Origin of the sequence: Pseudomonas sp. 58(2021) (assembly GCF_017491585.1) — a bacterium.
GTDB classification, from domain to species: domain Bacteria; phylum Pseudomonadota; class Gammaproteobacteria; order Pseudomonadales; family Pseudomonadaceae; genus Aquipseudomonas; species Aquipseudomonas fluorescens_BT.
Map to the genome: position 1 here is coordinate 1 of NZ_JAFGYZ010000025.1, position 22,840 is coordinate 22,840.

The 22,840-nt window shown below is 60.0% G+C and carries 28 protein-coding genes; 17 read left to right on the forward strand and 11 right to left on the reverse strand.

Annotated elements, in window-relative coordinates; translation table 11 throughout:
• Positions 1-202: 202 nt before the first annotated feature.
• Positions 203-1,423: a CaiB/BaiF CoA-transferase family protein gene (locus J5M72_RS24005; RefSeq protein WP_207867296.1), complete on the reverse strand. Its 1,221-nt coding sequence runs from the start codon at positions 1,421-1,423 to the stop codon at positions 203-205.
• Positions 1,424-1,436: 13 nt separating this feature from the next.
• Positions 1,437-2,618, reverse strand: a complete 1,182-nt coding sequence (locus tag J5M72_RS24010; protein WP_085712999.1) for an acyl-CoA dehydrogenase — start codon at positions 2,616-2,618, stop codon at positions 1,437-1,439.
• Between the two features lie 158 nt (positions 2,619-2,776).
• Between J5M72_RS24010 and J5M72_RS24015 the strand changes: the two genes are divergently transcribed.
• The 11 genes from J5M72_RS24015 to J5M72_RS24065 all read left to right on the forward strand — a co-directional run bounded on the left by J5M72_RS24015 (position 2,777) and on the right by J5M72_RS24065 (position 12,888).
• Complete coding sequence (locus J5M72_RS24015; protein WP_169428294.1) at positions 2,777-3,676, forward strand: LysR family transcriptional regulator; 900 nt, start codon at positions 2,777-2,779, stop codon at positions 3,674-3,676.
• Positions 3,677-4,110: 434 nt separating this feature from the next.
• Positions 4,111-5,232 carry a Re/Si-specific NAD(P)(+) transhydrogenase subunit alpha gene (locus J5M72_RS24020; protein ID WP_207867298.1) on the forward strand — a complete coding sequence of 374 codons (1,122 nt, stop codon included), beginning with the start codon at positions 4,111-4,113 and terminating at the stop codon, positions 5,230-5,232.
• Positions 5,233-5,247: 15 nt separating this feature from the next.
• On the forward strand, positions 5,248-5,568 hold the full coding sequence (locus J5M72_RS24025) for an NAD(P) transhydrogenase subunit alpha (RefSeq protein WP_003187417.1): 321 nt from the start codon (positions 5,248-5,250) through the stop codon (positions 5,566-5,568).
• Positions 5,568-7,001: an NAD(P)(+) transhydrogenase (Re/Si-specific) subunit beta gene (locus tag J5M72_RS24030; protein WP_169428292.1), complete on the forward strand. Its 1,434-nt coding sequence runs from the start codon at positions 5,568-5,570 to the stop codon at positions 6,999-7,001. Before J5M72_RS24025 ends, J5M72_RS24030 begins: the two co-directional genes overlap by 1 nt.
• A 214-nt stretch (positions 7,002-7,215) precedes the next feature.
• Positions 7,216-8,709: an acetyl-CoA hydrolase/transferase family protein gene (locus J5M72_RS24035; protein WP_169428291.1), complete on the forward strand. Its 1,494-nt coding sequence runs from the start codon at positions 7,216-7,218 to the stop codon at positions 8,707-8,709.
• A 320-nt stretch (positions 8,710-9,029) separates the two neighbouring features.
• Positions 9,030-9,245, forward strand: coding sequence for a DUF1127 domain-containing protein (locus J5M72_RS24040; RefSeq protein WP_003220409.1), 216 nt, complete (start codon positions 9,030-9,032; stop codon positions 9,243-9,245).
• A gap of 257 nt (positions 9,246-9,502) precedes the next feature.
• Complete coding sequence (locus J5M72_RS24045) at positions 9,503-9,712, forward strand: DUF1127 domain-containing protein (RefSeq protein ID WP_169428290.1); 210 nt, start codon at positions 9,503-9,505, stop codon at positions 9,710-9,712.
• Positions 9,713-9,847: 135 nt separating this feature from the next.
• Positions 9,848-10,165, forward strand: coding sequence for a DUF2388 domain-containing protein (locus tag J5M72_RS24050; RefSeq protein WP_169428289.1), 318 nt, complete (start codon positions 9,848-9,850; stop codon positions 10,163-10,165).
• Positions 10,166-10,272: 107 nt separating this feature from the next.
• Positions 10,273-10,581, forward strand: a complete 309-nt coding sequence (locus J5M72_RS24055) for a DUF2388 domain-containing protein (RefSeq protein WP_169428288.1) — start codon at positions 10,273-10,275, stop codon at positions 10,579-10,581.
• A 28-nt stretch (positions 10,582-10,609) separates the two neighbouring features.
• On the forward strand, positions 10,610-10,930 hold the full coding sequence (locus tag J5M72_RS24060; RefSeq protein WP_065260625.1) for a DUF2388 domain-containing protein: 321 nt from the start codon (positions 10,610-10,612) through the stop codon (positions 10,928-10,930).
• Entirely contained in the window at positions 10,927-12,888 is a 1,962-nt protein-coding gene (locus J5M72_RS24065; RefSeq protein ID WP_169428287.1) for a DUF4105 domain-containing protein, read from the forward strand. Before J5M72_RS24060 ends, J5M72_RS24065 begins: the two co-directional genes overlap by 4 nt.
• 68 nt (positions 12,889-12,956) lie before the next feature.
• Here J5M72_RS24065 and J5M72_RS24070 read toward each other — a convergent pair whose 3' ends face one another.
• From J5M72_RS24070 to trpB, 3 genes are all read right to left on the reverse strand, one after another.
• Positions 12,957-13,160, reverse strand: a complete 204-nt coding sequence (locus tag J5M72_RS24070) for a hypothetical protein (protein WP_207867300.1) — start codon at positions 13,158-13,160, stop codon at positions 12,957-12,959.
• 108 nt (positions 13,161-13,268) lie between these two features.
• Positions 13,269-14,081 carry a tryptophan synthase subunit alpha gene (gene trpA / locus J5M72_RS24075; protein WP_207867302.1) on the reverse strand — a complete coding sequence of 271 codons (813 nt, stop codon included), beginning with the start codon at positions 14,079-14,081 and terminating at the stop codon, positions 13,269-13,271.
• Positions 14,081-15,328, reverse strand: a complete 1,248-nt coding sequence (gene trpB / locus J5M72_RS24080) for a tryptophan synthase subunit beta (protein ID WP_207867304.1) — start codon at positions 15,326-15,328, stop codon at positions 14,081-14,083. The genes trpA and trpB overlap by 1 nt, the downstream gene beginning before the upstream one ends.
• A 112-nt stretch (positions 15,329-15,440) precedes the next feature.
• Between trpB and J5M72_RS24085 the strand changes: the two genes are divergently transcribed.
• Entirely contained in the window at positions 15,441-16,358 is a 918-nt protein-coding gene (locus J5M72_RS24085; RefSeq protein WP_207867306.1) for a LysR family transcriptional regulator, read from the forward strand.
• Here J5M72_RS24085 and J5M72_RS24090 read toward each other — a convergent pair.
• Complete coding sequence (locus tag J5M72_RS24090; RefSeq protein ID WP_007953918.1) at positions 16,331-16,657, reverse strand: DUF883 family protein; 327 nt, start codon at positions 16,655-16,657, stop codon at positions 16,331-16,333. The genes J5M72_RS24085 and J5M72_RS24090 overlap by 28 nt on opposite strands.
• A gap of 156 nt (positions 16,658-16,813) precedes the next feature.
• Here J5M72_RS24090 and J5M72_RS24095 point away from each other — a divergent pair, with 156 nt between their 5' ends.
• Positions 16,814-17,029 carry a dodecin gene (locus J5M72_RS24095; protein WP_003220389.1) on the forward strand — a complete coding sequence of 72 codons (216 nt, stop codon included), beginning with the start codon at positions 16,814-16,816 and terminating at the stop codon, positions 17,027-17,029.
• A gap of 128 nt (positions 17,030-17,157) precedes the next feature.
• On the forward strand, positions 17,158-17,382 hold the full coding sequence (locus tag J5M72_RS24100; RefSeq protein ID WP_085748065.1) for a DUF1161 domain-containing protein: 225 nt from the start codon (positions 17,158-17,160) through the stop codon (positions 17,380-17,382).
• A 62-nt stretch (positions 17,383-17,444) separates the two neighbouring features.
• Here the strand turns inward: J5M72_RS24100 and J5M72_RS24105 are convergent, their stop codons facing one another.
• Positions 17,445-18,446, reverse strand: coding sequence for an LLM class flavin-dependent oxidoreductase (locus tag J5M72_RS24105; RefSeq protein WP_047297487.1), 1,002 nt, complete (start codon positions 18,444-18,446; stop codon positions 17,445-17,447).
• 242 nt (positions 18,447-18,688) lie between these two features.
• Between J5M72_RS24105 and J5M72_RS24110 the strand changes: the two genes are divergently transcribed.
• Positions 18,689-19,120 carry an OsmC family protein gene (locus tag J5M72_RS24110; RefSeq protein ID WP_007953923.1) on the forward strand — a complete coding sequence of 144 codons (432 nt, stop codon included), beginning with the start codon at positions 18,689-18,691 and terminating at the stop codon, positions 19,118-19,120.
• A 103-nt stretch (positions 19,121-19,223) separates the two neighbouring features.
• A complete protein-coding gene (locus tag J5M72_RS24115) occupies positions 19,224-19,463 on the forward strand; it encodes a DUF1161 domain-containing protein (RefSeq protein WP_074689739.1) in 240 nt (79 codons plus the stop codon).
• Positions 19,464-19,469: 6 nt separating this feature from the next.
• Here the strand turns inward: J5M72_RS24115 and J5M72_RS24120 are convergent, their stop codons facing one another.
• Positions 19,470-19,889 (reverse strand): hypothetical protein, encoded by a 420-nt coding sequence (locus J5M72_RS24120; RefSeq protein WP_169428282.1) that lies wholly within the window; start codon positions 19,887-19,889, stop codon positions 19,470-19,472.
• A 40-nt stretch (positions 19,890-19,929) separates the two neighbouring features.
• Positions 19,930-20,352, reverse strand: a complete 423-nt coding sequence (locus J5M72_RS24125) for a hypothetical protein (RefSeq protein WP_207867308.1) — start codon at positions 20,350-20,352, stop codon at positions 19,930-19,932.
• Between the two features lie 59 nt (positions 20,353-20,411).
• On the opposite strand from J5M72_RS24125, the gene J5M72_RS24130 reads away from it, so the two are divergent.
• Positions 20,412-21,488, forward strand: coding sequence for an aminopeptidase (locus tag J5M72_RS24130; RefSeq protein ID WP_207867310.1), 1,077 nt, complete (start codon positions 20,412-20,414; stop codon positions 21,486-21,488).
• Positions 21,489-21,602: 114 nt separating this feature from the next.
• Here J5M72_RS24130 and J5M72_RS24135 read toward each other — a convergent pair whose 3' ends face one another.
• Positions 21,603-22,253 (reverse strand): HAD family hydrolase, encoded by a 651-nt coding sequence (locus J5M72_RS24135; protein WP_207867312.1) that lies wholly within the window; start codon positions 22,251-22,253, stop codon positions 21,603-21,605.
• 28 nt (positions 22,254-22,281) lie between these two features.
• Entirely contained in the window at positions 22,282-22,827 is a 546-nt protein-coding gene (locus J5M72_RS24140; RefSeq protein WP_197869022.1) for a gamma carbonic anhydrase family protein, read from the reverse strand.
• Positions 22,828-22,840: the final 13 nt, after the last annotated feature.

The window sequence follows — 22,840 nt, forward strand, 5'->3', positions numbered from 1 at the left end:
AGCAAACCGCTATCGAAAACCGTGTAACTCATTGAATCTCAAGGAGTTTTCCGTTTCGACTGCGCCGGAAGTGGGGCGAATTATAGACCTCCAGAATCTGCCGTCAACACTTAATTTCGTTTTTCTTTCAATAACTTGCGGACAGATCGTAAAACACCCCACGCCCTCTATATAGAAGCCCCCTTCTATATAGAGGAAGCCATCAAAGCACTCCATCCTGCTTCATTGCCGCCACCGCTCCGGCTTCCAGACCCAGCACTCGCTGCAAAACCTCCAGCGTATGCTCACCTAATAGAGGAGGAGCACGTCGATACTCAACTGGAGTCCGCGACAAGCGAATCGGACTCGCCACCTGCGGCACCATCCCTGCCAGAGCATGAGGCAGCTCGATCGCCAACCCACGGGACTTAACCTGCGGATCCTCGAACACCTGTGACAGATCATTGATCGGCCCACACGGCACACCCGCCTGCTCCAGTTGAGACACCCACTCGGCGGTCGTTTTGAAGACTGTTGCCTGACGGATCAGCGGAATCAGCACCGCCCGGTTCGCCACTCGCAGCTTATTAGTAGCAAAGCGCGGATCGTCCGCCCACTGCGGCTGCCCGGCTACCTCGGCAAACTTGCGGAACTGCCCGTCATTACCCACCGTGAGAATGAAGTCACCATCAGCAGTAGGAAAGTCCTGGTACGGCACGATATTCGGATGCGCATTCCCCAGCCGCTTTGGCGCATTGCCCGTCGTCAGATAATTCATCGCCTGGTTAGCCAGACAAGCCACCTGAACATCCAGCAGCGCCATATCGATATGCTGACCACCGCCGTCATGATCGCGGTGAGCCAGCGCGGCCAGAATCGCCACGGTCGAATACAACCCCGTCAGAATATCCGTGAGCGCCACACCCACCTTCACCGGACCGGCGCCTTCATCACCTTCAGGACGCCCGGTGAGGCTCATCAGCCCACCCAGTCCCTGAATCATGAAGTCATAACCCGCACGCTTGGCATACGGTCCGGTCTGACCGAAACCAGTAATCGAGCAATAGATCAGATCCGGATTGACCGCCTTCAGCGACTCGTAATCCAGGCCATAAGCGGCCAGACCACCCACCTTGAAGTTCTCGATCAGGATGTCGGACCTGGCTGCCAGCTCCCGCACGAGCTTCTGACCTTCGGGACGCGTGAAGTCGATCGTCACCGATTGCTTGTTGCGGTTGGCCGACAGGTAATAAGCCGCCTCGCTGGTGTTCTCGCCGTAAGCGTCTTTCAGGAAGGGCGGCCCCCAGGCGCGGGTATCGTCACCATTACCCGGGCGCTCGACCTTGATCACTTCCGCCCCAAGGTCGGCAAGAATCTGCCCGGCCCATGGGCCGGCCAGCACTCGCGATAAATCCAGTACCCGCAGATGCGACAGCGCGCCCATGGTCGCTCTCCTGTTAATAGAACGCCTGCAGGCCGGTCTGCGCACGACCGAGGATCAGCGCGTGAACGTCGTGAGTACCTTCGTAGGTATTGACCACTTCCAGGTTGACCAGATGACGGGCCACCCCGAACTCATCGGAGATCCCGTTGCCGCCCAACATGTCACGCGCCATGCGAGCGATATCCAGCGACTTGCCGCAAGAGTTGCGCTTCATGATCGAAGTGATTTCAACCGCTGCGGTGCCTTCATCCTTCATGCGACCCAGACGCAAGCAGCCTTGCAGTGCAAGGGTGATTTCGGTCTGCATGTCCGCCAGCTTTTTCTGGATCAACTGAGTGGCGGCCAACGGACGACCGAACTGTTGACGATCCAGGGTGTACTGGCGAGCGGTGTGCCAGCAGAATTCCGCCGCACCCAGCGCACCCCAGGAGATGCCATAACGTGCAGAGTTGAGGCAGGTGAACGGACCTTTCAAACCACGCACGTCCGGGAAGATGTTCTCTTCCGGCACAAAGACATTGTCCATGACGATTTCGCCGGTGATCGAGGCTCGCAGACCGACCTTTCCGTGAATCGCCGGAGCGCTCAGGCCCTTCCAGCCTTTCTCCAGAACGAAACCACGGATGTCGCCAGCATCGTCCTTGGCCCAAACCACAAACACATCGGCGATCGGACTGTTCGTGATCCACATCTTGGCGCCGGTCAGGCTGTAGCCACCTTCGACTTTGCGCGCACGAGTAATCATCGCACCCGGATCGGAACCGTGGTTCGGCTCGGTCAGACCGAAGCAGCCGATCCACTCGCCGGAAGCCAGTTTCGGCAAGTACTTCTGTTTCTGCGCTTCAGTACCGAATTCGTTGATCGGCACCATCACCAGCGAAGACTGCACACTCATCATCGAACGGTAGCCAGAGTCGACACGCTCGACTTCACGAGCAATCAGGCCGTAGCTGACGTAGTTGAGGCCGCTGCCACCGTACTGTTCGGGGATCGTCGCACCCAACAGGCCGACCTCACCCATTTCACGGAAGATCGCCGGATCAGTCTTCTCATGGCGGAAGGCTTCGAGAACACGTGGCGCGAGGCTCTGCTGGGCGAATTGCTCGGCAGTGTCGCGGATCATGCGTTCTTCTTCAGTCAGCTGTTGATCCAGCAGCAGTGGATCGATCCAGTTGAAGCTAGCTTTACCGCCCATGAGTGAGTCCTCGCAAATCGGGTGAATTAACGTGGCATTGATCCTAGGCCCGCTTCGCCATCCCGGCAAACGAGGATTTCGCATCCTGTTGTGCTAATTTCTCACTCCGAAACGTCGCGAAATGCCAATTAAGCGATGTATTAGTGAGGTTGACGTACATGCGCCGCAAGATACCCAGCACCACCGCCCTGATCAGTTTCGAAGCCGCCGCCCGTCACGAGAGTTTCACCAAGGCCGCCGAAGAACTTTCTCTCACCCAGGGCGCCATTTGCCGACAGATCGCCAGCCTTGAGGACTTCCTCAGTGTCGAACTGTTCCGACGCTCCCGGCGCGGGGTGAAGCTGACGGAGGCGGGTCTTTCCTACAGCCGTCGAGTAGCGACCCAGCTTGATGCCGTTGAGCGTGACACCCTGTCGGTCATGGGCCAGCAAGGTACCAACGTGATCGAACTCGCTGTGGTGCCCACCTTCGGCACGCAATGGCTGCTGCCAAGGCTCAAGGATTTCCAGCTCAAGCACCCCGAGGTTACGGTCAACCTGACCAACCGCACCCGCCCGTTCCTGTTTGCCGACACTGACTTCGATGCCGCCATCTATTTTGGCGATGCCGACTGGTCGGGCACCGAATCCCACAGGCTGATGGGCGAGAATCCGATGCCGGTATGCAGCCCTGCCCTGCTCGGCAACCGGAAGCTTCTGACACCGGAGGATATCGCCGATCTGCCGCTGCTCCAGCAAACCACCCGCCCCTACGCCTGGCGACAGTGGTTCAACTCGCAACACCTGAACATCCCCCGTGACATGACAGGTCCGCGCTACGAGCTATTCTCCATGCTGGCCCAGGCCGCCATGCACGACATGGGCATCGCGCTGATCCCACCGTTCCTCATTCAACGCGAACTGGCCGAGAAACGGCTGGTCATTGCCAACCCGAACGCGCTCTCCAGCATCAAGGCGTATTACCTGATGATTCCGGAGCGAAAGGTCGAATCAGCGTCACTCAAGGCATTTCGCGACTGGCTGGTGAATCAGGCATATAGCTACAACCTAGAAGGTTAAAGGGCTCCAGCAATTACTAACCCCGTAGTCAGGAAAATCAAAGCCCTACAGATATAACTATTTGTCGCAAATCGACAGACTGTATCCGAAAGTCGTACAGACGTCCCACAAGCGCCTGCCGACGTGGCTTTGAGCCCTCATTCGCGACGCATTGCGACCTATTCACGTCACCGATGAGAAAATTCTTCAAATTCATCCAGACTCCTTGAAAGGCACGGCCTGCAAGGGATTCAACTGGCCATCTGCGACATTCGGTCACGGGATGACTTGTAGTTAATTTTCCGTCACCCGTCATAATCCCTTGAAGGGCATAAACTTCGCCTGCAAAATGCCGCGCCCCGCCCTGATTTGGCGGGATCGTGCTGATCGGCCGCCCCAGTCGCACCATCCGTAGTGCATGGGTTTACTCAATAAGATCACGCAGGAGATTTGACGTGCACATTGGTGTTCCTCTCGAAACCCAGACCGGTGAAACACGGGTTGCTGCAACCCCGGAAACCATTAAAAAGCTGATCAGCCAAGGTCATAAGGTCACTGTGCAAACCGGCGCCGGCGTTAAAGCCAGCGTTGTCGACAGTGCCTATGAAGCGGCAGGCGCGACCATTGGCACTGCCAATGACGCGTTTGGCGCCGAGCTGATTCTCAAAGTGGTCGCGCCAAGCGATGCCGAACTGACGCTGATCAAGCGTGGAACGGTGCTGGTGGGCATGCTCAACCCGTTCAACAACGACACCATCGCGAAAATGGCCGAGTGCGGGATTACCGCGTTCGCCCTGGAAGCGGCACCACGTACCTCCCGGGCCCAGAGCCTCGACGTGCTGTCGTCCCAGGCGAACATTGCCGGCTATAAGGCCGTGCTGCTGGCCGCTCATTACTATCCGCGCTTCATGCCGATGCTGATGACCGCTGCGGGCACCGTGAAAGCGGCGCGAGTGCTGATTCTGGGGGCCGGCGTGGCCGGGTTGCAGGCGATTGCCACGGCGAAACGTCTGGGTGCCGTCATCGAAGCGTCCGACGTACGTCCGGCCGTGAAGGAACAGATCGAATCCCTCGGCGCCAAGTTCGTCGACGTGCCTTACGAGACCGATGAAGAACGCGAATGCGCGGTCGGCGTCGGCGGTTATGCGCGCCCAATGCCGGCCAGCTGGATGCAGCGCCAGGCCCAGGCCGTGCACGAACGCGCCAAGCAGGCTGACATTGTCATCACCACCGCACTGATTCCGGGCCGCAAGGCGCCGACGCTGCTAAGCGCAGACACCGTGGCACAGATGAAACCCGGCTCGGTGGTCATCGACCTCGCCGCCGCCCAGGGTGGCAACTGCCCGCTGACCGTGGCCGATCAGGTTGTGATCGAGAACGGCGTGACCATCGTCGGCCCGACCAATCTGGCCGGTGAAGTCGCCGCAGACGCCTCGGCGCTGTACGCACGCAACCTGCTGGACTTCCTGAAGCTGGTCTTCACCAAAGAAGGCCAGTTTGAAGTGAACCTCGAAGACGACATCGTCGCCGCGTGCCTGATGTGCCGCGACGGCCAAGTCATCCGCAAAAACGCCTAAGCAGGGATTCAGACGATGGAAGAGCTTATCTCCCCCGGTATCTACAACCTGATCATCTTCGTGCTGGCGATTTATGTCGGCTATCACGTGGTCTGGAACGTTACCCCCGCACTGCACACGCCTTTGATGGCGGTGACCAACGCCATTTCGGCGATCGTGATCGTCGGCGCCATGCTCGCTGCCGCCCTGACCGTCACCCCGCTGGGCAAGACCATGGGCACCCTTGCCGTGGCACTGGCAGCGGTCAACGTGTTTGGTGGCTTCCTGGTCACCCGCCGCATGCTTGAGATGTTCAAGAAGAAAGCCCCGAAAGTAAAAGAAGAGGCGCCTAAGTAATGAGCATGAACCTCGTCACGACGCTCTACCTGATCGCGTCGATCTGCTTCATCCAGGCCCTCAAGGGTCTGTCGCACCCGACCACATCGCGGCGCGGCAACCTGTTCGGCATGCTCGGCATGGCACTGGCAATCATCACCACGGTCGGCCTCATCTACAAGCTGGGCGCTGAGCTGGCAACTGCCGGCATCGGTTACGTGATCGTCGGCCTGCTGATCGGCGGCACCGCCGGTTCGATCATGGCCAAACGCGTTGAAATGACCAAGATGCCGGAACTGGTCGCGTTCATGCACAGCATGATCGGTCTGGCAGCGGTGTTCATCGCCATTGCTGCAGTGGTTGAGCCGCAGTCGCTGGGCATCGTCAAGCAACTGGGCGACTCGATTCCGGCAGGTAACCGTCTGGAGCTGTTCCTCGGTGCCGCCATCGGCGCGATCACCTTCTCCGGTTCGGTAATCGCCTTCGGCAAGCTGTCGGGCAAGTACAAGTTCCGCCTGTTCCAGGGGGCACCGGTACAGTTCAGCGGTCAGCACAAGCTGAATGCGGTACTGGGTCTGGCGACGCTGATCCTTGGCCTCACCTTCATGCTGACCGGCAACCTTGCCGCATTCGCACTGATGCTGGCCCTGGCGTTCGTCATGGGCGTGCTGATCATCATCCCGATCGGCGGCGCCGACATGCCGGTGGTGGTGTCGATGCTCAACAGCTATTCCGGTTGGGCGGCGGCGGGTATCGGCTTCTCGCTGAACAACTCGATGCTGATCATTGCAGGTTCCCTGGTGGGTTCGAGCGGCGCGATCCTCTCGTACATTATGTGCAAGGCGATGAACCGTTCCTTCTTTAATGTACTGCTCGGCGGTTTCGGCAATACAGCAGACGCCGGTCCTGCCGGGGAGAAGGAAGCCCGTCCGGTGAAATCCGGTTCGGCTGACGACGCGACTTTCCTGCTGACCAACGCCGACACCGTGATCATCGTGCCGGGCTACGGTCTGGCGGTGGCTCGCGCGCAACACGCACTGAAAGAGCTGACCGAGAAGCTGACCCACCACGGCGTGACCGTGAAGTACGCGATTCACCCGGTGGCCGGTCGGATGCCTGGCCACATGAACGTACTGCTGGCCGAAGCCGAAGTGCCTTACGACCAGGTGTTCGAGATGGAAGACATCAACTCCGAGTTCGGCCAGGCCGACGTGGTGCTGGTGCTCGGCGCCAACGACGTGGTCAACCCGGCCGCCAAGAACGATCCGAAATCGCCGATTGCCGGCATGCCGATCCTCGAAGCGTTCAAGGCCAAGACCATCATCGTCAACAAGCGCTCGATGGCCAGCGGCTATGCCGGTCTGGACAACGAACTGTTCTACCTGGACAAGACCATGATGGTGTTCGGCGACGCGAAAAAAGTCATCGAAGACATGGTCAAAGCGGTCGAGTAACCCTCGCCGGCAACACCGAACGCCCCGACTTGTCGGGGCGTTTTTGTTTGCGCAAACCGTCGGACAATTTGCCGCGTTGTTGCAGATCCGGTAACGGTGTTTTACTTGAAACCCGCTGAATAGACGCCTCGTTTGCGACCTTGGTAGCGGGACAGGCGCTCGCGAAATTCACTAGACTGCGCATCCTGCTACTCGCTGCCCGAGAAAATAATCCATGTACCGTGACCGTATTCGCCTGCCTTCGTTGTTGGATAAAGTGATGAGCGCCGCCGACGCCGCTGCGCTGATTGAGGACGGCATGACCGTCGGCATGAGCGGCTTCACCCGCGCCGGCGAAGCCAAGGCCGTTCCCCATGCATTGGCCGAGCGAGCCAAGGTCACGCCGCTGAAGATCAGCCTGATGACCGGTGCCAGCCTGGGCAACGATCTCGACAAGCAACTGACCGAGGCCGGCGTGCTGTCGCGGCGCATGCCGTTCCAGGTCGACAGCACCCTGCGCAAGGCAATCAACGCCGGCGAAGTGATGTTTATCGACCAGCACCTGTCGGAAACCGTCGAGCAACTGCGCAACCAGCAACTGAAGCTGCCGGACATCGCCGTGATCGAAGCCGTGGCCATCACCGAACAGGGCCACATCGTGCCGACCACTTCGGTGGGCAACTCGGCGAGCTTCGCGATCTTCGCCAAACACGTAATCGTCGAGATCAACCTGGCGCACAACGCGAACCTCGAAGGTCTGCATGACATCTACATCCCGACTTACCGCCCGACCCGCACACCGATCCCGCTGGTAAAAGTCGACGACCGCATCGGCAGCACCGCGATCCCGATCCCGCCAGAGAAGATCGTCGCGGTCGTCATCACCCAGCAGCCGGATTCGCCGTCTACCGTGTCGTCGCCGGATGTCGACACCAAGGCCATCGCCGATCACTTGATCACCTTCCTCAAGCAGGAAGTCGATGCCGGACGCATGACCAACAAGCTCGGCCCGTTGCAGGCCGGGATCGGTAACATCGCCAATGCGGTAATGTGCGGACTGATCGACTCGCCGTTCGAAGACCTGACCATGTACTCCGAAGTGCTGCAGGACTCGACCTTCGACCTGATCGATGCGGGCAAGCTGAGTTTCGCCTCTGGCAGCTCGATCACCCTGTCGGAACGGCGCAACAGCGACGTGTTCGGCAACCTGGAGAAGTACAAGGACAAGCTGGTACTGCGTCCACAGGAAATCTCCAACCATCCGGAGGTGGTGCGGCGCCTGGGAATCATCGGTATCAACACGGCGCTCGAATTCGACATCTATGGCAACGTCAACTCCACCCACGTCTGCGGCACGCGGATGATGAACGGTATCGGTGGCTCCGGCGACTTCGCGCGCAACGCACACCTGGCGGTGTTCGTGACCAAGTCGATCGCCAAGGGTGGCGCGATTTCCAGCGTGGTGCCAATGGTCAGCCACGTCGACCATACCGAGCATGACGTCGACATCCTGGTGACCGAGGTAGGCCTGGCCGACTTGCGCGGCCTGGCGCCACGGGAACGCGCCCGGGTCATCATCGATAACTGTGTGCACCCGGATTACCGCCAGGCGCTGAACGACTATTTCGATAAAGCCTGTGCCATCGGCGGCCACACCCCGCACATCCTGCGCGATGCACTGAGCTGGCACATCAATCTGGAAGAAACCGGACGCATGCTGGCTGTGTAATCCGCACAGATTTCCCGCTGGCACAAACACAGTTTTGCCAGCGGGATTTTAAAATCTTCGATCTCATCAAAAACTGTACTTCTGTACCGGTCTTTTCCTACGGCTTTTGCCTGCTCAAGCCTTCCTATTGGGTAAAAATGCACCAAAAATGCGCAGACAGGTACAGTTTGCGCAATTTTGACCCGTACACCCCCTATAAACAGTTAACTGGTCACTCACAATACAAGTGAACTGTATCTAGAGAGTCTGGCCAAACGAGAGGATCATGGGCACCAGTTAAACCACTACCTGATCCCGCCACAAGCGGAAGGATGTCAACCATGGAACGTACACTCAGTTCCGAACTGTTCTTCGAAGACAAAGCTGCAAAAACCCAGGCTTCCCTGCCTCTGCGCGTTATCGCCAACCTGATGTTGTGGCAGCGCCGCATCTCCAGCCGCCACCAACTGGCTCGTCTGGATTCGCGTCTGCTGGCTGACGCCGGTATCAGCGAAGCACAACGCTACGAAGAGCTGAGCAAGCCGTTCTGGCGCTAAGTAGCGTCGCTGGCTCTGGTCGTTAGACCCACCGCCAGCAACCCGAATTGAACACACAAGACCCGTCGCGGGAAACCGCGACGGGTCTTGTCGTTTTGGGCCAGGAAAACATCCGGTACAGGAGCGTGTACCGCAGACAGGTACAGTTTTAATATAACCACAACTGAACCAGTACAATTTTGCCGCGGTGTATCTGCCGTGCTCACCGCATTCGGCTCAACATGACCTTCCGCCTCCACTGGAATAAGGAAGACGTCATGAATCACATACAGGATGTTTCAGCAGTTTCGGCCGATCGTTCTCTTCGTTTCGGTCGCCTACGGCGGCTATTCAGAGGTTTCCGGCAGGGTCTGGAGCGCGCCAGGACACGGCGTCTGCTGGCTCAACTCGATGGACGGGAGCTCGCCGATCTCGGCCTGAGCCACACGGATCGACTCAACGAACTGGAAAAACCTTTCTGGCGCTAGCATTTTGCCCTCTGTGCGAAACCTCCCACACAGGCCTAATATCCGGGCAGAACGTGGCGAATGCCGTGCGACTGGCGTCTGACTTCCCAGACACCAAGCCACCTCTCAATACGAAACTTCCAGAGGAGTTACACCATGTCCCGTCTTCGCCTGCTCAGTGCTGCCGCCCTGCTGGCCGTGGCAGCCAATGCCAGCGCCTCCAGCTTCATCGTGACCACCGACGCCGTTGTTGGCGCCCTGAAGTCCTCTTCGGACGCGACTTCCGACGTCAGCTCTTCGCTGCGTGACAACAAAGTCGTGATCGCTGCCCGTGACGACGCTGCCAGCTTCGTTGCCAGCGAAGGCCAGATCCGCGGCGTGAAACTGGAGAGCGCCCTGGACCTTATCCGCCATCAGGCTCCGCAACTGAATGCGACCGATGCACAACTGGCGCAAGCCATCCTGGCGATCTGATCCGACGTTGCGTGAAGGGACACGTCCGTCGTGTCCCGATGTTTCGCCGCTGGCTCTGGCCCGGGCATTGCGCTAGCCTTGGGGCTCACTAACAGCACCCGAGACTCATGCGTTTTCTTTCAAATCTGCTCATCCCGTCCGTTCTGTTCACGTCCTGCTGGGCGACGTCAGTCGATGCCTTTGACGTCTCGACGCAAAACACCGTTGTCAGCGGTTACGCCACCAGCATGGTGTCTTCCGCGCCTTTCGACCGTAAACTGTTGCTCGCCGCCCACGACGATGCCGCGGCATTCGTTGCCAGTGACGGCCAGTTGCGAGGCGCCCAGCTGGAATCCGCGTTGCATTACCTGCGTAAATCCCGGCCAAAACTTCATGTAAGCGACCTTGAACTGGCACAGGCAATTCTCGTCCAATAGTTATTCTTGCCCCCTCCGGAGTCGTTCCATGCGTAGCCCGCTGATTGCTGCCGCCCTTGGCCTGCTGTTGTTGGCCGATATGGCCCAGGCGCACACCCTGGTAGCCACCAGTAACATCATCGTTCGTGCCTCCCAGCGCACCATCGATTTCACCTCCGACACCACCACGTCGATCCGCGATTCGAAAATCATCCGCGAAGCCCACGACGACGCCGCCAGCTTCGTCGCCAGCAACGGTGATATCCGTGGCGCGCATCTGGAAGCCGCCCTCAACACCTTGCGCACCCGCGTGCCGGAAGCCCGCGACGCCAGTGATCAGGTACTCGCCGAAGCCATCCTCGCATTGTGAAGTCACTCAGCGCCTGGCTGCTGGCCGGGGCGCTGCTGCTGATCGGCAGTAACGCTCACGCCAGCCTGCAACTGCGTCTCAAGACCGATGGTCTGAGCCCTGCCCAACAACAGGCCAGTCAGGCGCTGCTCGATGAAGCGATGCGCAAGCTGCCGCCCAGCTTCATCGAGCGCCTGGATCGACGCATCGATGTCGGCTGGACCGACGACATGCCCGCCAACGCCTATGGCCAGGCAACGCTGGTCTCCGAACTGGACCTGAACCGCAAACTGCTCGCCAGTCTCACCGACGGCAGCGCGGCCAAACAAAAGACCAGTCGGCCCCACGGCACTGTGCGTCAGGAATTGCTGGCCACGGTACTGCATGAAATCACCCACATTTATGATCGCGCACGCCTGTGGCCGGCCGCCGAACGCACGCTGATCCAGCGCTGCACGCGCCGCAACAACAGCGCCGGGCTGATCGGCCTGCCGGATGAATGCCGTGGCCAGAATGACCGGCGCTTCACCCTCAGCGATGACCCGCGCCTGCTCGACCTCGCCGGCTGGCAGCAATACGTCGGCCGCCGTGGCGAGCGTGAACAGCACAACCGGCAAATCGCCCGCAGCCCGGATCTGTACGAAATCTCCAATCCGAAGGAGTTCGTCGCGGTCAACATGGAGTACTTCCTCCTCGACCCGAGCTACGCCTGCCGCCGCCCGGCGCTGTATCGCTATTACAAGGAACACTTCGGCTGGGCGCCGCCGGAAAAGGACACCTGCGCCAAATCCTTCGCCTTCCTCAATGCCGGCAACGACTTTGCCAAGCAGCCATTGGGGCAGGTCGATCCGGAGCGGGTCTACGCCATCGACTACCTGCTGGCCGAAGCGAATCAGAACTGGGTCAGCCGCTGGGGGCACAGCATGCTGCGCCTGGTGATCTGCGCCCCGGGCCGGCCTCGTGGGCCGGATTGCCGACTGGACCTGGATCAGCACCTGGTGCTGTCCTACCGCGCATTTGTCGGCGATGTGCAGCTGTCGAGTTGGGATGGACTGGTCGGCAAATACCCGTCGCGTCTGTTTGTCCTGCCACTGGCGCAAGTGATCGACGAATACACCAAGACCGAATTGCGCAGCCTCGCCTCCGTGCCGCTGAACCTGTCCCGCAGCGAGATCGAAGACGTGGTCGAACACGCCGCCGAAATGCACTGGAGCTACGACGGCAACTACTTCTTCCTGTCCAACAACTGCGCGGTGGAAAGCCTGAAGCTGCTGCGTAGCGGCAGCAACAATTCGCAACTGGTCGGCCTCGACAGCATCATGCCCAATGGCCTGCTGGAAGTGCTCAAGGGCCGGGGCCTGGCGGATACCAGCGTGCTGGACAACGCGAAAGAGGCCTTGCGCCTGGGTTACCGCTTCGACTCGTTTCGCGATCGTTATCAGGCGATGTTCGAGGTGCTGAAGAAGCAATTGCCGATCAAGCAGACCAGCGTCGAGGAATGGCTGTCGCTGTCTGCCGAGGAGCGACGGCCCTGGTTCGAACGCGCCGACCTGCGCACCAGCGCTGCATTGCTGCTGTTGGAACAGGCGAGTTTCCGTCGTCAGTTGTTGCTGGCCCAGGATGAGGTCAAGCAACGCTACCTCGGCGCCCGGGAACTGGAGAACGGCGGCATGGACAAGGCCAACGCCACGTTGCAGCAGATCCTCGCCAACAGCGGCTTCCTCAGTCGCCCGGCAGAATTGCTCGATTCTCGTGGTTACGGCCTGCCGCAACCCAGCGAATTCAGTCGACTGGAAGCCGAAAGCAGCCAGCGTCAGAAACAGCTGCTGGTGCTCAGCGGTGATCTGGACAAGGAGGTACGCGCGCTGCTGGAACCGAAGCGAGCGGCGGAGATTGCCGCCAACGAAGCCAACGTGAAGCAGATCGGCGAGCATTTGCGCAAACTGCACAAAGCCTCGGGCGGCCTGGAACTGCCCTGAAAACAACGGCCCTGAAAAAAGAAGACCGCAGCCTGTGAAAGGCTGCGGTCTTTTTTATTGCCTGCCAATCAATACAGAACGCCGTCCAGAACTTCGTAGACGATCCCGGTACCGACTGCGATCAACACGATATCGCCACCGCGATCGTCGAAATGCCCCTGTTGCGGGCCGCCGTGGTCGTGATCATCGCGTGGGTCGGCGCTGGCCAGCAGCGGCGTCGCGCTGATCATCAGCACGCCCAGACCGGCAATCAGACGTTTCGGCATTTTCATGGGGTTTCCTCACCGCACCAACAGCAAAAAGGGATTCAGAACGCGGTTCTGAATCCCTCGTTGTCTGTGCCTTGAGGTGCTAATTCCTCTCAATCAGGAACGTTACCTTCAGCTGACGCGAGCCTTACGCACGCCTTCGGACAGCGCCGAACACAGGCTCAGCACGCCGTCGATGGCCTGATCCGGCGTGGTCGCGTTGGCAATGTGATCGATCAGCGCCGACCCTACCACCACGCCATCGGCCAGACGCGCGATGGACGCAGCCTGCTCCGGCGTACGGATACCGAAACCGATGCTGATCGGCAGGTCGGTGTGACGACGCAGACGCGCCACCGCTTCCTCGACGTGCTCCAGCGTCGCCGCACCGGCACCGGTCACACCGGCAACCGACACGTAGTAAACGAAGCCGGAGCTGCCGTTCAACACTTTCGGCAGACGTGCGTCATCGGTGGTTGGTGTGGTCAGGCGGATGAAGTCGATGCCTGCAGCCTGGGCCGGGTCGCACAGCTCCGAGTTGTGCTCCGGTGGCATGTCGACCACGATCAGGCCGTCAACGCCGGCCTCTTTGGCTTCGGCGATGAAGCGCTCGACGCCGAACTTGTGGATCGGGTTGAAGTAACCCATCAGCACCATCGGTGTGTCGCTGTTGTCCTTGCGGAACTCGCGGACCATTTGCAGGGTTTTGATCAGGTTCTGCTTGGCGCCCAGGGCACGGATGTTCGCCAGCTGAATCGCCGGGCCGTCGGCCATCGGGTCGGTGAACGGCATGCCCAGCTCGATCACATCGGCACCGGCTTTCGGCAGGCCTTTGAGGATGGCCAGCGAAGTGTCGTAGTCCGGGTCACCAGCGGTGACGAAGGTCACCAGGGCGGCGCGGTTCTGTTCCTTGAGTTCGGCAAAGCGGGTTTGCAGGCGGCTCATCAGTGTTTCTCCTGCTTCGATTGCTCTTGTTGAGAGTGTTCCATGTGGTGCATGACGGTCTGCATGTCTTTGTCGCCGCGGCCGGACAGGTTGACCACCATCAGGTGATCCTTCGGCAGCTTCGGTGCGCGTTTGAATACTTCGGCCAGGGCATGGGCGCTTTCCAGTGCCGGGATGATGCCTTCGAGGCGGCAGCACTGGTGGAACGCAGCGAGGGCTTCGTCGTCAGTCACCGAGGTGTACTGGACGCGGCCGATGTCATGCAACCAGGCGTGCTCCGGGCCGATGCCCGGGTAGTCGAGGCCGGCGGAAATCGAGTGGGCGTCGATGATCTGGCCATCGTCGTCCTGCAGCAGGAAAGTGCGGTTGCCGTGCAACACACCCGGTACGCCGCCGTTGAGGCTGGCCGCGTGTTTGCCGGTTTCGATGCCGTAACCGGCGGCTTCGACACCGATGATCTCGACGCTCTTGTCATCAAGGAACGGGTGGAACAGGCCCATGGCGTTGGAACCGCCGCCGATGCACGCCACCAGGCTGTCCGGCAGACGACCTTCCTGGGCTTGCAGTTGATCGCGGGTTTCCTTGCCGATCACCGCCTGGAAGTCGCGAACCATGGCTGGATAAGGGTGCGGTCCGGCCACAGTGCCGATCAGGTAGAAGGTGCTGTCGACGTTGGTCACCCAGTCACGCAGTGCTTCGTTCATCGCGTCTTTCAGGGTGCCGGTGCCGGCGACCACCGGGATCACTTCGGCGCCCAGCAGCTTCATGCGGAACACGTTGGCCTGCTGACGTTCGATGTCAGTGGTGCCCATGTAGATCACGCAATCCAGACCGAAACGCGCGGCCACGGTGGCGGTGGCCACGCCGTGCATGCCGGCGCCGGTCTCGGCGATGATGCGTTTCTTGCCCATGCGTCGCGCCAGCAGGATCTGGCCGATGCAGTTGTTGATCTTGTGCGCGCCGGTGTGGTTCAGCTCTTCGCGCTTGAGGTAGATCTTGGCGCCACCGCAGAACTCGGTCAGGCGCTCGGCGAAATACAGCGGGCTCGGACGTCCGACGTAGTCGCGCTGGAAGTAGGCCAATTCTTCTTTGAACACCGGATCTTCCTTGGCCGCTTCGTATTCGCGGGCCAGGTCGAGGATCAACGGCATCAGGGTTTCGGCGACGTAACGGCCGCCGAACGAGCCAAACAGGCCGTTGGCGTCAGGGCCGTTACGCAGATCGGAGGTGTTCGAAGTCTGGGTCATGGTTCGCTCCAGCGGATTTCACGAGAAGACAATGGCGTTCACTCTACCCCTGACCTTCCAGGCTGAAAACCGATAAGATCGCCACGACCTGTCAGGAAAACTCACAGATATCATGAGCCATGACCTTCCCCCGCTGAACGCCCTGCGCGCCTTCGAAGCCACCGCCCGGCTGAACAGCGTCAGCCAGGCTGCCGAACAGCTGCACGTAACACACGGTGCGGTCAGTCGCCAGCTCAAGGCGCTTGAAGAGCACCTGGGCGTCAGCCTGTTCGTCAAGGATGGTCGCGGCTTGAAACTCACAGATGCCGGCATCCGTCTGCGCGACGCCAGCGGCGAGGCGTTCGACCGCTTGCGCAGCGTCTGCGCCGAACTGACCCAAAGCACCGCCGACGCGCCCTTCGTGCTGGGTTGCTCCGGCAGTCTGCTGGCGCGCTGGTTCATCCCTCGGCTGGGACGACTGAATGCCGATCTGCCGGACTTGCGTCTGCACCTGTCGGCCGGCGAAGGCGATCTCGACCCGCGTCGTCCGGGGCTGGATGCATTGCTGCTGTTCGCCGAACCGCCATGGCCGGCAGACATGCAGGTCTACGAGCTGGCCAGCGAGCGCATCGGCCCGGTCATGAGCCCGCTGTTCAGCGGCTACCAGCGCCTGCAATCGGCACCGCCCATCGCCCTGCTCGACGAACCTTTGCTGCACACGACCTCACGCCCGCAAGCCTGGCCGAGCTGGGCACAGCAAAACGGCCTCGACGCCAAGGCGTTGAAACTGGGACAAGGTTTCGAGCATTTGTATTACTTGCTGGAAGCGGCCGTCGCCGGGTTGGGCGTGGCAATCGCACCGGAACCGCTGGTGACCGAAGACTTGAAGGCCGGTCGCCTGGTCGCGCCGTGGGGTTTCAGTGAAACCCCGGCGCAACTGGCGTTGTGGCTACCCAAGCGCGCCGCAGACGGGCGCGCCCGGCAATTGGCGCAGTGGCTCAGGAACGAGCTGCGCCAGGCGGATCACTCGCCGCGCTTGAACAGCAAGTAAGCGGCCAGCAGACCCAACGCACCGACCGCCACACCGGCGGTCGTCCACGGATGTTCCTGCGCGTAATCACGAGTGGCGATCCCGGTCTCCCGGGTTTTGACTTTGACTTCTTCGTAGGCATCGCTGAGCAGGCTGCGCGAGTGTTTCAGCGCGCTTTCAGCATTGCCCTTGAGCGCCTTGAGGGTCTTGCGCGACTCGTCAGAAGCGTCGTCCTTCAGGCTCTCCAACGACTTGAGCAGACTCTCGATCTCCGCTTCCATGCTTTGCAACGAGGCTTTGCGTAACGAGGTGTTGGCCATGGTGGCTCTCCTGCATTGGTGATGAGTGGCGTGTGTTGTTTGGGACTTCACGGGTTCTGGAAAGTGCAGAAAATCTGAACTCCGGTTTCTCCCGGCGACCGAAATCAACAGCGCAAATCGCTGCTAGGCTCAATTCCACACGTCAAGGAGATCGCCATGAGTGACCATCACACCTACAAGAAAGTCGAGCTGGTCGGTTCGTCCACCAGCAGCATCGAAGACGCCATCAACAACGCGCTGGCCGAGGCCAACAAGAGCATCAAGCATCTGGAATGGTTTGAAGTGGTCGATACCCGCGGCCACATCAAGGACGGCAAGGCTGCCCACTTTCAAGTGACTCTGAAAGTCGGGTTCAGGATTGCCAGCAGCTGAGTTTGGACTACGCTTCTGAACTTGCGCGCTGGCCGAATGCCATAGGAATGGCAAAGCGCTACAGGGTGAGCGCATCGGGTAAACGACCTGATGCCCGCCTCTTTTAATCCGACCAGGGAGTGCGACCGATGAAGAAGTTCATGTTGGCAGTAGGTTTGTTGAGCCTTGCGGGTGGTGCGTTTGCTGCCGGCAAGCCCTGTGAAGAACTGAAGGCTGAAATTGCGGCCAAGCTGGATGCCAAGGGCGTTTCCGGGTATTCGCTGGAGATTGTCGACAAGGGTGCGGCCAGTGGCGGCAAAGTCGTTGGCACCTGCGAAGGCGGCGCCAAAGAGATCGTTTACACCCGCGGCTGATCACGCCGGAAAACAGAAGCCGACGCAATGCGTCGGCTTTTTTTGTGCCTGAATGTCAGACCTCAGCCCTTCATCACCTGCGCCAGCAGCTCGTAGGAATGCAGGCGATCGGCGTGTTCGTACAGGTCGCAGGTGAAGATCAGTTCATCAGCCTGGGTCTGTTCCACCAGCACTTCGAGTTTCGCGCGGATTTTCTGCGGACTGCCGACCATCGCCAGACCGAGGAAATCACCCACCGCCTCACGCTCGTGTGGCAGCCACAGGCCGTCCATGGTTTTCACCGGCGGACGCTGCACCAGACTTTGCCCACGCATCAGCGCGAGAATCCGCTGGTACACCGAGGTTGCCAGGTAATCGGCCTGCTCGTCGGTGTCGGCGGCCACCAGCGGCACGCCGAGCATCACGTACGGCTTGTCGAGCACCGCCGATGGCTTGAAGTGATTGCGGTAGACGCGAATCGCCTCGTGCATGAAGCGCGGTGCGAAATGTGAGGCAAAGGCGTAGGGCAAACCGCGCTCGCCGGCCAGTTGCGCACTGAACAGGCTGGAACCCAACAGCCAGATCGGCACGTTGGTGCCGGTGCCCGGCATCGCGATCACACGTTGATCCGGCGTACGCGGGCCGAGGAACCGCGCCAGTTCGGCCACATCTTCCGGGAAGTCGTCGGCACTGCCGGAGCGCTCACGGCGCAGGGCGCGGGCGGTCATCTGATCGGAACCCGGCGCACGGCCCAGGCCGAGGTCGATCCGCCCCGGATACAGGCTTTCAAGGGTACCGAACTGCTCGGCGATCACCAGCGGCGCGTGGTTGGGCAGCATCACGCCACCGGAGCCGACGCGGATGGTCGACGTGCCGCCGGCCAGATAGCCCAGCAAAACCGAGGTGGCGGAACTGGCGATGCCGTCCATGTTGTGGTGCTCGGCGACCCAGAACCGGGTGTAGCCGAATTTTTCGACATGCTGCGCCAGGTCCAGCGAGTTGCGCAGCGACTGCGCCGGGCTGCCGTTTTCGCGCACTGGCACCAGATCGAGGGTTGAAAACTTTACGTCGGACAGTTGCTTCATAAACCTGCATCTCCGATTGAGGGCGCAGGTGTGTTCTTGGCGAACGCAAACCTGCCCAATTCATAAGCGTGTCATGTGCAATAAGGGCATATACCCGAGTTTCAATAGCCGACCCGAAATTTCCTACTAAAAAAGTCAACGATTCAGATGAGCTGAACTTTGTTCCGGCGTCTATCCTCAGAAGCCTTGCAGGCAAAAACCACGACGGCGCGGCGTTCGCGCCCGAATTGAAGGAGGCACACATGGCTATCGTGAAGAAGGCATCCGCGCATTGGGAAGGTGACCTGAAAACCGGCATCGGCTCGATCTCCACTGAAACCGGCGTCCTGCGGGAAGCGCCGTACGGCTTCAAGGCCCGCTTCGAGGGCGGCAAGGGCACCAACCCGGAAGAACTGATCGGCGCCGCCCACGCCGGCTGTTTCTCCATGGCATTCTCGATGATCCTCGGCGACGCCGGGCTGAAGGCCGACAGCATCGATACCCAGGCTGAAGTCACCCTTGATCAGGTTGACGGCGGTTTCGCGATCACTGCGGTGAAGCTGATTCTCAAGGCGAAGATTCCGGGCGCGACTCAGGCGCAGTTCGAAGAGCTGAGCAACAAGGCCAAGGAAGGTTGCCCGGTGTCCAAGGTGCTGAATGCGAAAATCAGTCTCGACGCGTCGCTGGTTGGCTGACGGGATTGAGCCTAATCAGAACCCGCCAGGCAAAAATGTGGTCGAATAAATGACAGCAGCTTTCGCGCATCTTCGTGCGCGCTGCTTCGATGGAGCTTCAACCATGAAACGTTTTGCCTTGGCGGTTATCTGTGGCGTGCTGGCAACGTCGGCCTTCGCAGCGCCCAAAGACTGCGAAGAACTCAAGCAAGAGATCGAAATCAAGATTCAGGCGAATGCCGTGCCCTCCTACACCCTGGAGATAGTGTCCAAAGAGGAGGCTGAAAAACACGACGTCGCCATGATCGTCGGCACCTGCGACAACGGCACCAAAGCCATCATCTATCAGAAGAACGACCGCTGATTCACGCTAGATGGCGCAATAGGTGTCGCGATCCTCGGCGACGATTTCCCGCTTGGCGTTATACAGCCGGGCACTGGGAGTAAACATCAGGGAGCGACCCTCCAACACGTAACGCTGACCCGCTTCGAAATGGTCGAAGCGGATGGTCAGGTAGCACAGACGCTCCACGGGGTCGTTCAACAGACCGCCGCCTCCACCAGGCGCCTCGAAATCGAAACGCACCAGCAACTCATGGCTGCCGGGCGTTACCTGGAAAAAACGCCCGTCATTCAAGCTCTGCTTGTCGAGACGCTCGGCCATCAGCAGTTTCCCGCCGGGGGTCGGCGTGGAGAACTCGACCCAGGCCATGCTCGGGTCGACCGGGGGCATCGGCGTCTGACAACCGGCGAGCACACCGGCAACCAGCAACAGCATTGACTTGCGCATGATGAATGTCCGTGAACTCGGACATCCAGCATAACGCCGATCAGGTGCGCTGGCAGCCTGCCGGTTTGCCTTGGCCGACTACATTTTTCTGTTGGTCATAGAGCTTGGCCCACGGCCGGAAACCGATGTAGCCAGCCTGGAGCTGATAGCGCTGGCCGGCGTTGAAGTCCGTGAATTTCAGGCTCAACTGACAATCGCGCCACAGCGGCTCGGCATCCGGGCCGATGTTGGTCGCCTCCACTGGAAACTGGTAGCGCACCTTCAGTTCATGACTGCCGGGCTGAACTTCAAAGTAACGTTTGTCGACGGCGGCCTTCCTGTCGACTTCCAGCGCTTGCAGCGCCGTGTCCTGTTGCCGGGCGTCCAGATCGATCCAGGCTTGCGAGGGGTCAGGGGTGGGCATTCCGAATCCGGCACAACCGGCCAGCGTCAGCAGGCCTCCCGTCAGTATCAAGATGCGCATGGCGAAGCTCCAATGGGCGGGATAGTCTTGCGATCAGACTTTCCAGGGATGTTCTTATTGTGGTCAGGCCGTTTCCAAGCCTTGGGTTACTTGATCGCGTTTTGCGGGTTTTGTTTCCGGGTGTGTTGTTTTTGTTGCTCAACGGTTGTTCCAGCGTTGGCTATTACAGCCAGCTGGCCAGCGGTCAACTGCAATTGCTGCGGGCGCGAGAGCCGGTGGCCAAGGTGATCGCCGACCCGAGCCGGGACGCCACACTGCGCGCCCACCTGACCCAGTCGCAGAAGGCCCGGGATTTCGCCAGCCAACACCTGCACCTGCCCGACAACCAGAGCTATCGCCTGTACGCCGACATCCACCGGCCGTATGTGGTGTGGAATGTCTTCGCCACCCCGGAGTTTTCCCTGAGCCCGCAGAACCACTGCTTCCCGATTGCCGGCTGCGTGGCCTATCGCGGCTACTACAGCCAGAGCGCGGCGCGGGGCGAGGCAGCGATTCAGCGCCTGCAAGGCATGGACGTGTCGATTGGCGGTGTCGAAGCCTATTCGACCCTGGGCTGGTTCAATGACCCGATCCTCAATTCGATGATGGGCTGGGGCGATGAACGGTTGGCCACGCTGATCTTCCATGAGCTGGGCCATCAACGTTTCTATGTGAAGGACGACACCGAGTTCAACGAGTCCTACGCCACGTTTGTCGAGCAGGAAGGCACCCGGCAGTGGCGGGCGTTTCGTGGCTTGCCGCCAGAAAATGACGCTCAACTCAAACGTCGTGACCAGTTCATTCAACTGATCCTCGATACCCGTGTCCGACTGGAGAAGCTGTACGCCCAACCGATTTCCGTCGAGCAGATGCGCGAACGCAAGACTGCCGAGTTCGAACGGTTTCGCCGGGACTATCGGGTGATGCGCGACAGCCAGTGGGCCGGGGACAAACGCTATGACGCCTGGGTCAAAGCACCGCTGAACAATGCGCGGCTGTTGCCGTTCGGGCTGTATGACCAGTGGGTGCCGGCGTTTGCGGCGTTGTTCAGACAGGTCGATGGGGATTGGGTCAGGTTTTACACAGAAGTCGAGAAGTTGGGTGGCTTGCCAGTCGTTGAGCGTAAGTCGGCTCTGAAAGTGCTGGCAGGCTCATAAACCTACTGCGGCTTTTTGGCCCCATCGCGAGCAGGCTCGCTCCCACAGGAAACCGAGTTCCGGTACTGAAACGCGGTCACTGTGGGAGCGAGCCTGCTCGCGATGGCTGATTCATCAGCGCTGCAAAAATGCCTGATGCAACTGATCCAAAGTCTCGAAGTGATAAGCCGGCGCCTCTGCATTCAACTCTTCAAAACTGCCAAAACCGTAACCCACGGCCGCCGCGTCCAGACCATTGCTGCGTGCGCCGATCAAATCGTGTTTGCGATCACCGATCATCAGCGTATTGGCCGGATCCAGCCCTTCCTCGGCGATCAAGTGAGCAATCAGTTCGACCTTGTTGGTGCGGGTACCGTCCAATTCGCTGCCGTAGATCACCTTGAAATGTCGGGCGAAATCGAAGTGCCGGGCGATTTCCCGAGCAAATACCCAAGGTTTCGAAGTCGCGATGTACAACTGCCGCCCCTGGCCGCTCAAGGTTTCCAGCAACGGCGTGACGCCTTCGAACACCCGATTCTCGTACAGGCCGGTGACCTTGAAGCGCTCGCGATAGAAATTAACCGCCTCCCACGCCTTCGCTTCATCAAAACCATAGAACTGCATGAACGCCTGCAACAGCGGCGGGCCGATGAAGTGTTCCAGTCTGGTCAGGTCCGGCTCATCGATGCCGAGTTTGGCCAGCGCGAACTGGATGGAACGGGTGATGCCCTCACGCGGATCGGTGAGGGTGCCGTCGAGGTCGAACAGTACGGTCTGGTAATGCATGAAAAATCCCGGGCAATAGAGAGAAAAGTCAGAGCTGGTCGTAGCCTTCGGCCAGATGCAAGTCCTTGAGCTTCACGTAGTTCGCCGCGCTGTAGGTGAAAAAGGCGTTTTCCTTGTCGGTCAGCGGGCGAACCTGTTTCACCGGGCTGCCCACGTACAGGAAACCGCTTTCCAGGCGCTTGCCCGGTGGCACCAGGCTGCCGGCACCGATGATCACGTCGTCCTCGACCACCGCGCCGTCCATGACGATGCTGCCCATGCCGATCAGCACGCGACTGCCGACGGTGCAGCCATGAAGCATGACCTTGTGGGCGATGGTCACGTCATCGCCGATCAACAGCGGGAAGCCGTCCGGGTTGAACGGGCCGGCGTGGGTGATGTGCAACACGCAGCCATCCTGCACGCTGGTGCGGGCACCGATGCGGATGCGGTGCATATCGCCACGGATCACGGTCAGCGGCCATACGGAGCTGTCTTCACCGATTTCGACGTCGCCGATCACCACCGCCGAGCCGTCGACAAAAGCGCCTTGGCCCAAGCGTGGGGTGTGATTCTGGTACTTGCGAAGGGACACGATTAGTTCTCTC